The 14706-nt window shown below is 52.2% G+C and carries 18 protein-coding genes; 9 read left to right on the top strand and 9 right to left on the bottom strand.

Annotated elements, in window-relative coordinates; translation table 11 throughout:
* The first annotated feature begins 20 nt into the window (after positions 1–20).
* The gene (locus EVJ24_RS10510) at positions 21–983 is read left to right on the top strand and encodes a 2-hydroxyacid dehydrogenase (RefSeq protein ID WP_131441270.1); all 963 of its coding nucleotides are present in this window, start codon (positions 21–23) and stop codon (positions 981–983) included.
* Between the two features lie 47 nt (positions 984–1030).
* On the opposite strand, the gene EVJ24_RS10505 is transcribed toward EVJ24_RS10510, so the two are convergent.
* The 4 genes from EVJ24_RS10505 to EVJ24_RS10490 form a co-directional block, all read right to left on the bottom strand.
* On the bottom strand, positions 1031–1717 hold the full coding sequence (locus EVJ24_RS10505; RefSeq protein WP_071398757.1) for a general stress protein: 687 nt from the start codon (positions 1715–1717) through the stop codon (positions 1031–1033).
* A 13-nt stretch (positions 1718–1730) separates the two neighbouring features.
* Positions 1731–2246, bottom strand: coding sequence for a general stress protein (locus tag EVJ24_RS10500; protein WP_131441269.1), 516 nt, complete (start codon positions 2244–2246; stop codon positions 1731–1733).
* Positions 2247–2360: 114 nt separating this feature from the next.
* Entirely contained in the window at positions 2361–3182 is an 822-nt protein-coding gene (locus tag EVJ24_RS10495) for a hypothetical protein (RefSeq protein ID WP_131441268.1), read from the bottom strand.
* A 79-nt stretch (positions 3183–3261) separates the two neighbouring features.
* Positions 3262–3675, bottom strand: coding sequence for a methylglyoxal synthase (locus EVJ24_RS10490; RefSeq protein WP_131441267.1), 414 nt, complete (start codon positions 3673–3675; stop codon positions 3262–3264).
* 227 nt (positions 3676–3902) lie between these two features.
* Here EVJ24_RS10490 and EVJ24_RS10485 point away from each other — a divergent pair, with 227 nt between their 5' ends.
* Entirely contained in the window at positions 3903–5645 is a 1743-nt protein-coding gene (locus tag EVJ24_RS10485; RefSeq protein ID WP_131441266.1) for a mechanosensitive ion channel, read from the top strand.
* Between the two features lie 117 nt (positions 5646–5762).
* Positions 5763–7241, top strand: coding sequence for an HD domain-containing phosphohydrolase (locus EVJ24_RS10480; protein WP_131441265.1), 1479 nt, complete (start codon positions 5763–5765; stop codon positions 7239–7241).
* 39 nt (positions 7242–7280) lie between these two features.
* On the opposite strand, the gene EVJ24_RS10475 is transcribed toward EVJ24_RS10480, so the two are convergent.
* Positions 7281–7583, bottom strand: a complete 303-nt coding sequence (locus tag EVJ24_RS10475) for an AzlD domain-containing protein (RefSeq protein WP_131441264.1) — start codon at positions 7581–7583, stop codon at positions 7281–7283.
* Positions 7580–8311 carry an AzlC family ABC transporter permease gene (locus EVJ24_RS10470; RefSeq protein ID WP_131441263.1) on the bottom strand — a complete coding sequence of 244 codons (732 nt, stop codon included), beginning with the start codon at positions 8309–8311 and terminating at the stop codon, positions 7580–7582. The genes EVJ24_RS10475 and EVJ24_RS10470 overlap by 4 nt, the downstream gene beginning before the upstream one ends.
* 113 nt (positions 8312–8424) lie before the next feature.
* Here EVJ24_RS10470 and EVJ24_RS10465 point away from each other — a divergent pair, with 113 nt between their 5' ends.
* Positions 8425–9126 (top strand): CBS domain-containing protein, encoded by a 702-nt coding sequence (locus EVJ24_RS10465; protein WP_131441262.1) that lies wholly within the window; start codon positions 8425–8427, stop codon positions 9124–9126.
* Here the strand turns inward: EVJ24_RS10465 and EVJ24_RS10460 are convergent.
* Positions 9109–9444 carry an antibiotic biosynthesis monooxygenase gene (locus EVJ24_RS10460; RefSeq protein WP_070328061.1) on the bottom strand — a complete coding sequence of 112 codons (336 nt, stop codon included), beginning with the start codon at positions 9442–9444 and terminating at the stop codon, positions 9109–9111. The two genes, EVJ24_RS10465 and EVJ24_RS10460, sit on opposite strands and share 18 nt — an antisense overlap.
* 79 nt (positions 9445–9523) lie before the next feature.
* On the bottom strand, positions 9524–10363 hold the full coding sequence (locus EVJ24_RS10455; protein WP_131441261.1) for a M15 family metallopeptidase: 840 nt from the start codon (positions 10361–10363) through the stop codon (positions 9524–9526).
* Positions 10364–10570: 207 nt separating this feature from the next.
* Between EVJ24_RS10455 and EVJ24_RS10450 the strand changes: the two genes are divergently transcribed.
* Entirely contained in the window at positions 10571–10789 is a 219-nt protein-coding gene (locus EVJ24_RS10450; protein WP_016507949.1) for a hypothetical protein, read from the top strand.
* A 59-nt stretch (positions 10790–10848) separates the two neighbouring features.
* Positions 10849–11316: a hypothetical protein gene (locus EVJ24_RS10445; RefSeq protein WP_070328063.1), complete on the top strand. Its 468-nt coding sequence runs from the start codon at positions 10849–10851 to the stop codon at positions 11314–11316.
* A gap of 15 nt (positions 11317–11331) precedes the next feature.
* On the opposite strand, the gene EVJ24_RS10440 is transcribed toward EVJ24_RS10445, so the two are convergent.
* Positions 11332–12438, bottom strand: a complete 1107-nt coding sequence (locus EVJ24_RS10440) for a glycerol dehydrogenase (protein WP_131441260.1) — start codon at positions 12436–12438, stop codon at positions 11332–11334.
* A 383-nt stretch (positions 12439–12821) separates the two neighbouring features.
* On the opposite strand from EVJ24_RS10440, the gene EVJ24_RS10435 reads away from it, so the two are divergent.
* From EVJ24_RS10435 to EVJ24_RS10425, 3 genes are all read left to right on the top strand, one after another.
* Positions 12822–13481 (top strand): type 1 glutamine amidotransferase domain-containing protein, encoded by a 660-nt coding sequence (locus EVJ24_RS10435; RefSeq protein WP_071398770.1) that lies wholly within the window; start codon positions 12822–12824, stop codon positions 13479–13481.
* Positions 13482–13590: 109 nt separating this feature from the next.
* Entirely contained in the window at positions 13591–14016 is a 426-nt protein-coding gene (locus tag EVJ24_RS10430; protein ID WP_070328066.1) for a DMT family transporter, read from the top strand.
* A gap of 11 nt (positions 14017–14027) precedes the next feature.
* Positions 14028–14699, top strand: a complete 672-nt coding sequence (locus EVJ24_RS10425; RefSeq protein ID WP_083274036.1) for a Crp/Fnr family transcriptional regulator — start codon at positions 14028–14030, stop codon at positions 14697–14699.
* Positions 14700–14706: the final 7 nt, after the last annotated feature.

The raw sequence follows: 14706 nt of genomic DNA, 5'->3' as shown, positions 1-14706 counted from the left end.
AGAGAACAGGGGGAATGGATATGAAGAAACGAATTTACATCACACGACGTCTACCAGAAGAAGCAGTGGCGCCGCTGCGAGACAAGTATGACGTCCGCATGTGGGACGAAGAGGCGGTGAGCGTACCGCGTGACGTCTTGTTAAAAGAAGCAGCATCGGCTCATGCGCTATGGACGATGCTCAGCGACACGATCGACCGCAAGTTGATCGAACAGGCGCCTGACCTCGAAGTCATCTCGAACTTGGCCGTCGGTTATAACAACATCGACATCGAAGCGGCAAAACAGCACGGCATCGTCGTGACGAACACACCGGACGTCTTGACCGAGACGACAGCGGACCTCGCGTTCGGACTCATGATGATGACCGGGCGCCGGCTCGGAGAGGCAGAACGTGATTTGCGGGCGGGGGAATGGAAATCGTGGACACCGATGGGCTACGTCGGGATGGACCTGCATCAGGCGAAGCTCGGGATTATCGGGATGGGACGCATCGGCGAGGCGGTCGCACGCCGGGCCCGCGGCTTTGACATGGACGTCTTGTACCATAATCGGACGCGTCGTCATGAATCGGAGTCGATGTACGGATTCGTCTACGCTGAACTTGATGACTTGCTCGAGCAGTCGGATTTCGTCGTCGTGCTCGCACCGCTCACCGAACAGACGCGTGGCATGATCGGCGCCGACCAGTTTGCCAAAATGAAAGACACGGCCGTCTTCATCAATGTCGCCCGCGGCGAGATCATTGATGAGTCGGCACTGTACGAGGCGTTGAAAGCCAAGCAAATTTGGGCGGCGGGGCTCGACGTGTTCGCGAAAGAGCCGGTGGCGATGGACCATCCGCTCTTGACGCTTCCGAACGTCACGACGCTCCCGCATATCGGCAGCGCCACGATCAAGACACGCCTCTCGATGATGGCGCTCAACCGAGAAGCCATCGTCAACGTACTCGAAGGGAAAGAACCAAAAAATCGATTGACGTAAAAAAAGAGGAACCTGACGTCATGTGTCAGGTTCCTCTTGTCTGTCCATTAAAAGCGGCGAATGTTGTCTGGATCTTCAACATCGTTGCGTAGAGCACGGTCATCGAGACCACGAAGCTTCGCTTCTTTATCGTTCAGTTTGGCCTTTTCGTCCAGTGTGTCTTGCTCTGGATCGACGGCCCGATTCGGATTGTCTGATGAGGATTCGTTGAACGGTTTTGAGTCGATCTCTAGACCGTCGTCATTGCGATGCTCTCGAGTAGTTGACTTGTCGTTTGATTCGTTGAACGGCTTCGAATCGACTTCCAAACCGTCAGCAGTATGATGTCCTTGATGGCTCGTATCGTGTTTCGACTCGTTATAAGGCGTCGAATCAATCGTCAAACCTTCATTGTGACGGCGTTCATAGTCTTCATCGACATAGATCAAAATCTTGCCGGCCTCGACGTCACTGTAATGGCGATTCACTTCTTCTTCGCTCAGCCCCATGTTGCGGAGCCCGGCGTGAACGTCTTCGTGACCGCTCAAGAACGACCGGACTTTATCGAACCAACCCGTATCGTGCGAGGCCTCGGTGTGCACGTCCGTTTTACGGCGCAAAATCGAGACGCTGTCCTCATGTTTGGCGACGACGTAAATGTCTGAGTCTTTGTATCCTTTGGCGCGTAGCTCCTCAATCTTTCCTAGAGCTGATTCTTGCGTGTCGTACATGCTAATAAATCGTTTCTCACTCATGGTTGTCTCCTCCTTATAATCGGCGATGGTCTTCTAAGCCGGAATGTCCTCGTACAATCGAATCTTCTTTCGTACCGCTTGGTTCTTCATCATGATCATTGAACGGTTTGGCGTCGAATGCGATGCCGTCTGCCTTTTCCCCTTTATCGTGGTCGAGCTCGCTGTCTTTTTTATACATATTCGGATAGCGCTCGTACGAATGTCTATCGACGTAAAGCAACAGTTTGCCGTCGTCGATGGCTGCATAATATTCCTCGGCCTCGGCATCGCTAAGACCCATATTACGTAGCTCATCGCGAATCCGGTCGCTGCCGTGAAGGAATGCTTTGACGCGATCTAGCCAATTTACATCACGAATCCCGGACTCAGCATTAACGTCGGTATGATAGCGCAATGCGGAAATTTCCCCGTCCCGCTTGGCTACGACGTGCATGTTCTTCTCCGCTTCCCCGGCCTTTTTGAGTTCGTCCACTTTGTCCATCACTTCTTGCTCGCTATGAAATAACCCGATCATTTTACGGTCTGACATGGTCTGCCCCCTTTATCATCTGGTCTTACGATTGAATTGACGTCACGGTAATAGTAATTTCCGTTCTGACGAATATTCAAACAAAAAACGCCATCTCATCTGAGACTGGCGTCATTAATAATAAATTGTCATCGTATCGTTCCCGAGATGGCAACGCGTGCTCTTCCAGACAAACTCGGCAAGTGTCCACAGCGCCATGAAGCCGCTGATCGCTAACAACACTAGCGCGTAGACGGGCGTCAATTGAATCAAAAATGACCATCCGAGTGTGAACAGGAGCGGTTGGATCAGGATCACGAAGCCGACATACACGAGAATGATGAGCAGTGCGAACAAGATGCGCCGTCCGATCGTCTGAAAGTGGTGACGGAAGCGCGTCAGTAAACCGAAGACGGCACCGGTCAGTAAGACAGGCAGCACGAAGGCGAAGTAATCGAGCGGATACGAAGCCGTCGGTGCACTGAACAGCCGCAGACTGAACAAGTCGTCCATGACGAGCAACAGGTTGGCGTAAGCGAACGCGAGCACCATGCCGAGCAGCCAGCCGAACTGGTTCCAAATGCGGCGAGACGATTTGATCGCCTCGATTTTTGTATAGGCGAGAAACGAGACGTCACGCTTTTCGATGTCTTGAAGTTCGAGCTGCGTCTCGTTCAACCGCTCTACGGCCCAGTCGAACTCACGGTTCGCCTGCACCTTCTCATGCGTTTTAAGTTCGCCCGACTGCTCGATGATGGAGCGGTAACGGCGACGATACTCGTCGTTCGTTTTTGGTTTTTCGATCAAGAACATCGCATAGGCGCGTGGGTCTTGACTCGTCAGGCCGTCGAGGGATTGACCGCTTCTTTCTGCTTGTTGAATATACCCGGCCAAACTGTTGAGCAAGCGCTCCGCTGTTGAGTTGTCGTCTAACAGTTCAGACAGATGTGTTCGCACTTGTTCGTAAAATTGCTGTACGGTCGGATCGTTCGATATATGTGGGTTCAGGACAATTCCTCTCTTCTATATAAAATAGTCATACAGGCGGTTCGTCGTTATGGGAAAGTTTGAGCGATTCAAAGTCGCCTTGTTCGATGCTGCGAATCAAGATTTCACTTCCACCCATGTTTGTGGCGAGCGGGATCGAGTAGACGTCACAGAGGCGCATCAATGCACTCACGTCCGGCTCGTGGGGTTGGGCGGTCAACGGGTCGCGGAAGAAGATGATCATATCCATCTCGCCACGGGCGACCGAGGCGCCGATTTCTTGGTCACCACCGAGCGGTCCCGACTTAAAGCAATGGACCGGAAGTTCCGTCGCTTCGGCGACACGTGTTCCGGTCGTTCCCGTCGCAAACAAATGATGTTTCTCTAATATGTGAGAATAGGCTTTGACGAGTACGATTAAATCATCTTTTTTCTTGTCGTGGGCAATCAGGGCGATGTTCATCTTGACTCCTCCTTAAAAAGACTCTTCTTAATTCGTATCATATTTGAACTAGAAAGACACGCCTTGTTTCTTGAGGGAAAATTTTCCTAGAAAATCATTTTCCCAGTTAATATTTATTCAAGGGTGAGAATTGTCTATGTTTAGGCATATGAAAATGTTGGTATTTATACAGAGAGTCGTATGAAATAATAATCATTTTTTAAAAAGAGATTGGAGGAAGATGTCGGATGAACGATACAACGTATAATTTCAACACGTTCATGTCTTGGTTGCCAGAGCTCTTGCTTGCACTTCTTGTCCTTGTCGTCGGTTTTATTTTGGCAAAAGTTTTGGAAAACGTGACGCGTAAAGCGCTGCGTAAAGCACGCCTCGACGATCGTGTTGGTGTCAAACAAGAAGGGGAGCCTGGTAAACCCGGAAGAGAAGAAAAGCGGTGGACACCTGAACGAATCATCGCGAAAGTCGTTTTCTTTGGAGTATTACTTCTCGCATTCTTAATCATCTTTGAATTTATGAACGTGCCAGCGATCACGCAGCCGTTTAGTCAAATCTATGAAGGCTTCTCAGGTTTAATTACTGGAGTCGTCAAAGCAGGTCTCATTCTACTCGTCGCCTGGATTATCGCGACGCTCTTGAAAAAAGCGATTCAAATGGCTGGTCATCGCCTCAACTTGAGCAAGTTGATGGAGAAGACAGGTCAGGAGTCGACAAGTGTCAACCAGACGAAATGGGTCGACACGGTCGCAAACATTGTCTTCTACTTGGTGTTGTTGCTAGCACTTCCTGCCGTCCTTGATGCGCTCGGTCTCCGAGGCATCAGTGGACCGTTTGAAGACTTATTGAACAGTTTCCTCGCTTTCATTCCGAAACTCGTCGCAGCGGCACTCATCTTTGCGATCGGCTATATCGTCGCGAAAATTGTCCGCGATATTTTGACGAAGTTCTTGGAAGCGGCAGGACTCAACAAGTTTGCCGAGAAACTTCACTTGGCAGATTACGTGAAAGGGTCAAGCCTGGCGAAAGCGGTCGGTACGGTCGTCTTCATCTTGATCATGATCCCGGTCACAATCTCAGCACTTGAGGCACTCGACATTCGAGGCATCTCAGACCCTGCCATCTCCATGTTGAACAACGTCTTGGCCATGATTCCGAACATCATCGTCGCAATCGTCTTGATTCTCGCTGGTGTGTTCGTTGCCAAATGGCTCAAAGGGGTGGTCATATCACTTCTTGAGAATTTGGGCGTCAACTCGCTCGCAAGCAAGATGGGTCTCGGTGGACGTTCGACATCATCGACGTCGATTGCTCAAGTAATCGGCACGATCGTTCAAATCATCATCATCTTGTTGTTCGTGTCGGAAGCCCTACAAGTCGCTAACCTCGACTTCATGGCCTCGCTCGCAACTGCAATCTTTGCTTACTTGCCGATGGTCATTGCAGCCATCATCGTCTTGGCGGTCGGTTTCTGGCTCGCCAATATGGCAGAGCGTCTCGTCGGCAGCGTGCTCGTCGATGCGTCAGGTCAACCGAGCGTACTACGCCACGTCGCGAAGTATGCGATTCTCGGGATCGCCTTCTTCATGGCCATCAGTCAGCTCGGCATCGCACCGATGATCGTCAATACGGCGTTCCTGCTTATCCTCGGTGCTGTCGCCCTTGCGTTCGGCCTTGCCTTCGGTCTCGGTGGACGTGAAACAGCAGCTCGCTACTTGAAAAAAGCTGAGAAGAGCATCGACGAGACGGAAGTATCAAAAGAGGGTCTCGAACAAGAGAAAGCACAAATGAATCAAGAAGCCGAAGCTGCGAAGCGACAGGCGAAGCAAGGTATCGATCAGTCGAAACGTGAAACGAATCGGACAACGGATGTGACGAACGTGGACGGTCCAGAACCGAACCCGTTCCATGAAAACGTCACGCCAGATCAAGATAACCGTTCACTTGACGACAACGAAGGTCCACTTCGTCCATAATCAGTGAACTGAGCGAGTCTCTCTAGTGAGAGGCTCGCTTTTTTTGATTGTGAAAAATGGTGATTTTTGGTCGATAAACAGTAAGAGAGAAGTCGGGGAAGAATAGGAGGGATCAAAGTGTTTGAACGCTTTCAAAATACGTTAATCATGAATTACATCGTCGGTTCAGGGATCGCGGTGTTCGGAGTCGGGGGTCTGTTCATCTTCCAGACGCTCGAACTGTCCCGTGCTGAAGTGATGTCTTTGTTTGCCATCATGGCGGTGTCGGGTGTGGTCATGATCAGTTTGGAGCTAGTCATGTATCGGCGTCACATCGGGCCGATTCAGAGCGTCTTTCGAAGTAAGACGCCTAGTTACGAAGCGCTTCAACAGGCGTTCGATCAGACGAGTCACTTTCCGACGTTGACGGTGAAGCGTATACTAGGGCCGCATTTATTTGGCCTTTCAGTGCCGGCGATGAGCTTGACCGCGTTGGCGATTCAACAACACTGGATCAATTTGCCGTACCGTTTGATTGGAATGGCGGCTTTTGGGGCGGTATTGATTGCGATTTTACATGCGCTCATCGAGTTCTTCTTGACGTATCGATCGGTCGAGCCGTTGTTGCTTCATTTACAAGATCAAAGTGAGCAGCTGTACGATACACCGCTCCAGGCGTCGTACCAGTCAATTAGCGTCCGGACGAAGCTTTTGATCAGTATGCTCGTCATCGGGGTGTTTCCGGTCATGTTGTTTATTCTCGCTTCGGGCGTACAACTGTCGACCGTCGATCAAGTCGACGCATATTGGCGTTGGGCCGGGTTGATCTTGGTCGTGATCGTCGGTGTCGCGACGTTCAGCAGCCTGCTCCTATACGACAACATTAAGCGTCCGCTCGCCACGTTGACACAAGGGATCGAACAGCTCGATGCCGGCGAGTTGAAACCGATCGACAATCCGTATGCTGATGAGTTCTCGCAGTTGGTGAACGGGTTCAATCAGATGGTGAAGAACGTCAATGAACGGGGAGAAGAAAACGAGCAACTGCTGAACAGCTTATTCGTCTTGTTTGCGGCTACGCTCGATGCCCGTGATTCCTACACGGCAGGCCACTCGGAACGAGTGGCCGCCTACTCTGTCGAACTGGCGTATGCGTTAGGTCTGCCGCAGGCACAAATCGAATTACTCCGCAAGTCGGCGCTGCTTCATGATATCGGAAAGATCGGGATTCGTGACGACGTTTTGTTGAAAGAAGGAAAGCTGACAGACCACGAGTTCGCCCAAATTCAAGAGCATCCGACAATTGGGATTCATATTTTGAATCAGATCACGTTGCCGGTCTCACTCCAGCCGCTCATGACGGGTGTACGGTCACACCATGAACGAATCGACGGGAACGGCTATCCAGACGGCTTGTCCGGTGAAGCCATCCCGCTCTTCGGCCGTATCATGGCGATCGCTGACGCCTACGACGCGATGACATCAGACCGTCCGTATCGACAAGGAATGCCTGTCGAGAAGGCGCTGTCGATTTTAGAGAGTGGGCGCGGCACCCAATGGGACGCGTCGTTCGTAGATGTGTTCGTTCAGTTGCGCCGTGAGGCGTTGTCCGCCTAAACGATAACAGGTCTGTCTCCGTGGAGACAGACCTGTTTGTCAGATGAACGTTTCGACGACGTACACCCCGAGGATGCCGCCGAGCACGACGAGCATCAAGTTGACACGCAGCAAGGCGAGCATCGTGGCGAAGACGCCTCCGGCCAAAGCTGACGACAGGCTGCTCGTCGAATAGAGGATGCCCGGGAAAATCAAGCTCGCGAGCACGGCATACGGCGTGAACAACAAGAAGCGCTTCAAGAGCGGCGGTAACTTCAATTCGCGCAGCCAAAGGAGCGGCACGAGCCGCGGGACGTACGTGACGAGCGCCATAGCGAGGACGAGCAGGAACAGACTGATCATGTTACGCCCTCCTGTTCATAAAGCAGGGCGCCGACCCCGGCGGCGACGATTGTCGCGATGATGATGCTCAAACCCGATGATAGCGGAATGAACGGGGCGACACCCCAATAGAGCACGGCTTGGGTCACGACGGCAAGCGCCGCGACGACGATGACCGGTTTTCGCGTGAGCGATGGGACGAGCAACCCGATGAACATGGCGTACAAGGCGATGCCCATGCTCGCCTGGACCGACTGGGGGAGACCGAAGGCGAGAAATACGCCAATCCATGTCCCGACGTTCCAAGCGAAAAAGGCGATCAAGTTCAAACCGAGCACGAAGTGGCCACGTGTCGCTTCGTTTCGAGTCGAGGCGACACTGAACGTTTCATCGGTCACCCCGAATGCGATGGCAGCCAGGAAACGGTTCGAGGTTGTCTCGATCCGTTGCGACAGCGAGGCCGACATGAGGAAATGGCGCAAGTTCAAAATGAACGTCGTCAAGACGATTTCCCAATACATCGAGCCGGCCATGATCAATTGAATACCGATGAACTGGCTTGCACCGGCAAAGATGAACAACGACATGGCCAACGTGATGACGTTTGGCATGTCGAACGATTTGGCGAGGAGGCCAAACGCGATCGCGATCGGAATATAACCGACCGCAACCGGGATGCCGGCACGCATCCCGGAGCGGAACGCGTCTTGATTGGATAAGGGCGTAGCTTGCTGGATCGGGGTCGCCATCGGCTCTCCTCCTTTCAAAAATAGGTGATGTCCATTCATTCGATACGAAGGAGTGGTTTCCTGCTCAAACGATTCAAAAATAGGGTATAGATAGGCGATAAGGGAGTGAACATATGAGTCGAGCCGAAGAATTTATCGCATCGTACCACCGGATTGAAGATTATTTGAGCCGCGAGATGGGAGACGGACAACATTTTAGCTTCAGCAACATGGTCAACCGTCTCGCCAAGCATAATCCGATCATCGAGCGGTATAAAGAAGACTTGCACCAAATGAGTCAGCTACGCAATGCGATTGTCCACGAACGACGAGAGCCTGATTTCATTATCGCCGAACCACACGACTCGATCGTCGAGTTGATTCTCGAAGTCGAACGAGAGCTGTTGCATCCGCGCCAAGTCATCCCACTGTTTCGTAAACTCGTGACGACGTTTGATGCCGATGACGCGTTAGTCGAGGTGCTCGGTGAGATTCGGGATAAAAACTATTCCCAGTTCCCGGTCTATAACACTGACGGATCGTGGCGTGGTTTATTGACAAAAAAAGGAGTGACCAGCTGGCTCGCCGAGACAATCGACGGCCCGCACGTGTCACTCGAGGGCGTTCAAGTTAAAGACGTACTTCATCACGATCCGCACCTTCGTCGTTACCGTTTCGTTTCGAAGGAGACGTCTGTCATCGAGGCGCACCAACATTTCATCAACATGAAAGACGGCGTGCGCCTCGACGCGCTCTTGATCACCGAGACCGGGGAAGACAGTGAACCGCTTCTCGGTATTATTCGACCGCAAGATATTTTATACGTGATCGGTTGAGGCCATGTGTTCGATCGCGACCTCGTATTGGGTGACGGTATTTCCGAGGACGACGGGCTTCACTTCAGACGTGCCGTCGTCCCGTTTTTTATGGGCGTGTTTATAGGCACCGCTGTCGCGCCAGTTTTCAAAGCTCGCAGCGTCGCGCCATGTCGTCATGATCACGACTTGATCTTTCGTTTCGTCAGACGTATCAGTCAACACTTGCATGCGGATAAATCCGTCCATCGTCTCGATTCCTTTTGTCGTTTGGAACCGGGCTTTGACCGCATCGACTTTCCCTTTTTCAACATCTAGTTTGTTCATCACAATCCACATCGAGATGTCCTCCTCTGCAAATTCGTACAAGTCTAGTATACATGGGGCACCTCGCTTCCTAGCGACTAGATGCTCGGACTTAGCGTTTAGCCCACCAGTCTTCGAACGTCCAGTTGTTTTGCTTCATCGTCGTCGCTTCCTTCACACCGACATAGCGGAGATGCCACGGCTCATAGTTGTAGCCGGTGATCTTTTCTTTCCCTTTTGGATAGCGAACGATGTAACCATAGCGGTGCGCGTTCTGGATCATCCATTTCCCTTCAGGTGTCTGATCGAACGAGGCGTATAGTCCCATCCGCATCTGCTCGCTCGTCATATCGACGGCAAGCCCGGTTTGGTGTTCACTGTGGCCGGGACGAGCGACATACATCGAGGCATAGGCCGTGCCGCGAGCGTTGACCCAATAATTGTAGAGTGATTTTTGCGTGGCGTAGGACCGGTACGCGCTCAATGCGTAAAGCGTGTGTCCTTGTTTTCGGCCGTCATAGTAGAGACGAGCGAGCGCGTGCGCCGCCTCGGCAGCCATGAGCGTCCGTTCGCTTCCTTTCGCATAGACGGTCGGGATGGTGAGCGTGACTAGTTGACTGGACCGATAGGACGCGGACAGGCCATGTTGCTTGTTGACGAGCCGCAACCGCTCCGTTGACGTGAGTTTCGGGATACCGGCCTTTAGATTGCTCGATGGTGTGAAGTAGCGGGTGCTCCCGATGTAGACGTTCGACCAGCTTCGATTGTACGTTGTGTAACGGACGGGTGTGTTTGTGAGGAGTGTCTTGGCGACCGGTGACGATTGCATGGCCCGCCAGTATAGTTTCGTCGTCTTGATCGTGTAGCCGGGCTGAGGCGACGGGGTGGCGGCATAAGTAGACGAGGCGGTGAAGACGAGTACGAGGATGAGCAGCAGGCGGATGAGTTTCATTAGGACGACCCCCTTATGCATGGATAGTTTTCCTTTCCCTTTTTTTGAAATGATGAAAAGACGAGTGATTAGGGAATACTCAAACGACAGTCTACGTCTCGTGACCCGATAGATGTACTGCCCCAGCCCGATGTGCCGGGGGGCTTAAACGAAGTAAACTGATTGTATAGACAAGAACTGTGCAACAGAAGAGAGGAGTGGACGCATATGGAACTTATTTTTGGCTTACCGTTGTTATTGCTCGTCCTATTCTTTGCCTTTTTGTATTTCAATATCAAAGGGTTATCGAATATGTGGAAAGACTACAATCGGACGAAATCGATGATCCCGCTCGGTTTTTTCATCATCGCGATCCTCGGAATCTTTACCGGGGTTTGGACGTGGCTCGTCATTTTGATCTATTACGCCGTTCGTCCGAAAGAGTGACTTGACACCGTGTGCGAAAGCGCATGGTGTTTTTGGTATACTGGGGACGAGGTGTTGTCATGGAGAAGTTGATCAAGGCGTGGTTCATCATCACGCTCATCACATTTATGTTATTCAAGCTCGGTGAGACGATGACGGCCGCCTATACGGAGCCAGCGGGCGAAGGAAATCCATACGTGCTCGTCTTATTGGTCGGCTGGCCGTTCGTTTTGTTGTTCATTTGGATCACCGTCCGGCTCGCCAGGAGAACGGTCGCGTCGGTGAACGGTCTCGCGCGGGTCGGTCTCTTCGCCGGGAGCATATTGATGGCGGGGATCGGTCTATACGTGAACTTCGGGCAGGCAAGTTCGTTGCGGGACGGGATACGAGCTTCTGAAAATGCGGCGTACGCGTCGGGTTGGAACCAGTTCACGAACATCATTTACGCGAATCAACTGACGTTTTTCGTGCTGACAGTCAGCTGTATGGCGCTCGGCATCGTCGTCTCATTCGTAACTTCAACTAAAGACGAGGAACAGCTCAAGTAGCCGTTCCTCGTTTTTTTAGGTCAGTTTGCTTTGGTAGAGGCGGGCGTAACGGTCGGCGGCGATGATGGCGTCGGCCACATCTTCAGGCGACACGTCGAAACCGCTATGAATCGTTTCCCCTTCAGCGGTCGCTGCTTGACCGACTTTCAATATATCTTCTCGTGACGCGTCTTTTAGTTTCACGTCTTCAAGTGTGACCGGCAAATCGAGCGCCATGTAAAGGGCGACGTACCGTTCGAACTCGGCTTGCGTCCGTCCTTCAAGCGCGAGCTGGACGAGTGTTCCGAACGCGACTTTCTCACCGTGCGTCAAATGATGGATCTCCCCGTCTAAGGCGGTAAAGCCATTATGGATGGCATGGGCTGCCGCCAATCCACCGCTCTCGAAACCGAGACCGCTCAATAGCGTGTTCGCTTCGACGACATCTTCAAGCGCCGGCGTGACGACTTTTGCTTTTACCGATTCATAAGCCGGAATCCCATAATCGAACAAGACTTCTTCACAGCGTTTGGCGATCGCTTCGGCGGCGATCGTCGGGACGCCGCCTGCCATCGTCTTGCCACCGAACGCGAGGACACTCCGGACCTCGACCCACGTCGCGAGCGCGTCGGCGATCCCTGAGGCGAGGAAGCGGGCTGGAGCCTCGGCGATCAGTTTCGTGTCAACGAGGACCAAATCGGGATTCTTCTTATAAAAGCGGTAGCTCTCAAAATTACCTTCATCCGTATAGATGACCGAGAGGGCACTCGTCGGGGCGTCAGTCGAGGCGATGGTCGGCACGATGACGATGCGGGCGTTAAGCGCATCGGCGACGGCTTTGGCCGTGTCGAGCGTTTTTCCGCCTCCCATGCCGATGACGAACGCCGTCTCGTTCGCTTCTGCCGCCTTGGCGATCCGTTCGATTTCGTGGCGTGACGCCTCCCCGACGAAGTCGGCTTTCTCGGCGTTCACACCGCTCGACGTCAACGAGGCGGTCACCCGTTCCCCGATCAAGCGCCAGACGATATCGTCGGCGATGAGCAGTGCCTGTGAGCCGAAATGCCCGACATACTCCCCGATCCGGTCAATCGTATTCTTGCCTTGCACATACTTTGCGGGACTGATGAAAACGCGTTCTGACATATTCAACATCCTTTCTCAAATGAATGTGGCGATAGGACAACATGTGTCTGTTCCCAATTTAAGGCGTGTTTCAAACGAACAATCATGTGACATCTCAGCGAAGCGAGGTCACATGTTCGTCCACATTCCGCCGAGCAATACGAGGACGACAATTAGAGCGGCGACAGCGAGAAATCCCCATTCAAGTATCGATTTGGTCACGATGGTTCCCTCCTGATGACTGATAATCCGAGTATAACGAGTTCAGGTGCCGTTCCTGTTTCAAAAAAATTACCAGGTCAAAAAAAGAATTACGTCTCATCGTGTCGAGCGTTCGATGGTTTGAATCGAACCACAACGGGAACATTTAATTTCGTATGCTTATTTCAGAAGGAGGAAATCACATGTCTAAACACGTACTGATCGTCACGACATCTGCCAATAAATTAGAGAACGGTCACGAAACAGGGTTATGGCTCGGGGAGTTCGCTGAACCGTACCTTTTGTTCGAGAAGCAAGGCTATAAAGTAACGATTGCTAGTATCGAAGGTGGAGACGTGCCAATCGATGCCAACAGCCTAGAAGACGGATTACCGGAAGAGATCTTAAATACGAAAACCTTGTTGAAAGATACGGTCCGCCTTGATCAAGTAGCGGATGAGACATATGATGCTGTCTTCCTTCCAGGTGGACACGGGACAGTCGTCGACTTCCCAGGAAGCGAGACGTTACAGCGTGTCGTTCGAGACGTATACGAGAGCGGCAATATCGTTGCAGCTGTCTGTCACGGCCCGATCGGCCTCGTCAACGTCAAGTTGAGCAACGGCGAACCACTCGTGAAAGGTAAGCGTGTGACTGGATTCACGGATGCTGAAGAAGTCGAGATGCAACTCGATTCAGCTGTACCGTTCTTGTTAGAGACGGCACTTCGTGAGAAGGGCGGAGATTTTGACAAAGCCGACAATTGGGCTGTCAACGTCGCCGTCGATGATCGCCTTGTCACGGGACAAAACCCGCAGTCTTCTGAGCAAGTCGCGGAAGAAATCGTGAAAATTTTAGGATAATGATGCGAACGACCTAAGGCTTGACCTAGGTTGTTCTTTTTTTGGACATATGTCCTTTTCAAGCATCTTATTCTCGCGTACAGTCAGACGAGGAGAATAGGAGGTAAGTATGGGAATCATTTTTGCAGTACTCTCGGGCACGTTCATCGCGCTACAAGGTATTTTTAACGCCAAGCTCGGTTACGCGGTCGGGGCCTGGTTGTCCGTCACGATCGTCCACTTTGTCGGACTCATCCTCGCTTTGGGCATTTATGCGTTCAAACGTGATGCAGACATGACGGCGTTCCGGCGTGTGCCTTGGTATTACAGTTTAGGTGGGTTGTTTGGCGTCTTCGTCGTCTTTGGAGAGCTGACGGCCATCCAGCGACTCGGTGTGACGTGGGCAATCTGTGTGTTGCTCGTCGCCCAATTGATCGGGGCGTTCCTTATCGATTTGAACGGTTGGTTCGGGGTGAAGAAGAAGCCTGTCAATCAAGGTCAGATCATGGGACTCGCCTTGATGGTTGTCGGTATCGGGATTTATACATTCACGTGAGGAGGGGCGACATGGGGGTTGAAGCTGCGTTAACACGCCTTAACTGGCACCATCTTTTTTCGACGGAGACACTCGCGGCGTCGTCGATCGTGACATTTCCCACCGGTGCGATGTTGTGTGCGAACGATCAAACGATTGAGTCGTTGTTCGTCGTTTTAGAGGGGCGCGTCAAAATTTATACGTTGAGCGAGGAAGGGAAACTGAGACTCTTGCGGTTGAAGACGGCGCCGTCTTTGATTGGCGATATTGAGTACGCCAGCGGCCGGGACGTCCTGCATACGGTCGAAGCTGTAGGGGCGGTCACGTGTCTGCGCATCCCGTTTGAAGCGCTGCGGACGCATAACCGGACGATCGAGTTCACGGAACATCTTCTCCGCGGGGTGTCGGAAAAGTTATTTATTGAGGCGAACGCCTCCTCGAATCATCTGATGTCGACGCTTGAAGAGCGTTTAGCAGGCTATCTCGTCTCACTCAGTGCGTCAGGAAATGAGTTGTTCCAACAAGAGATGAGTCAGTTGAAACGGAAGGAAGTCGCCGAATGGCTCGGGACGAGCTATCGCCACTTGAATCGGACGCTGCAAGCGTTCGCGGACGAGGGACTCGTCGAACGGAGTCGGACGAAAGTGACGATTCTCGATGCGAAACGATTAAACGAACGTGCCAATGGCATGGTGTATGAATAAGGAGGCA

The organism is Exiguobacterium sp. SH1S21 (assembly GCF_004337175.1).
GTDB lineage: Bacteria > Bacillota > Bacilli > Exiguobacteriales > Exiguobacteriaceae > Exiguobacterium > Exiguobacterium aurantiacum_A.
This window is presented reverse-complemented; position numbering and strand designations above follow the sequence as displayed.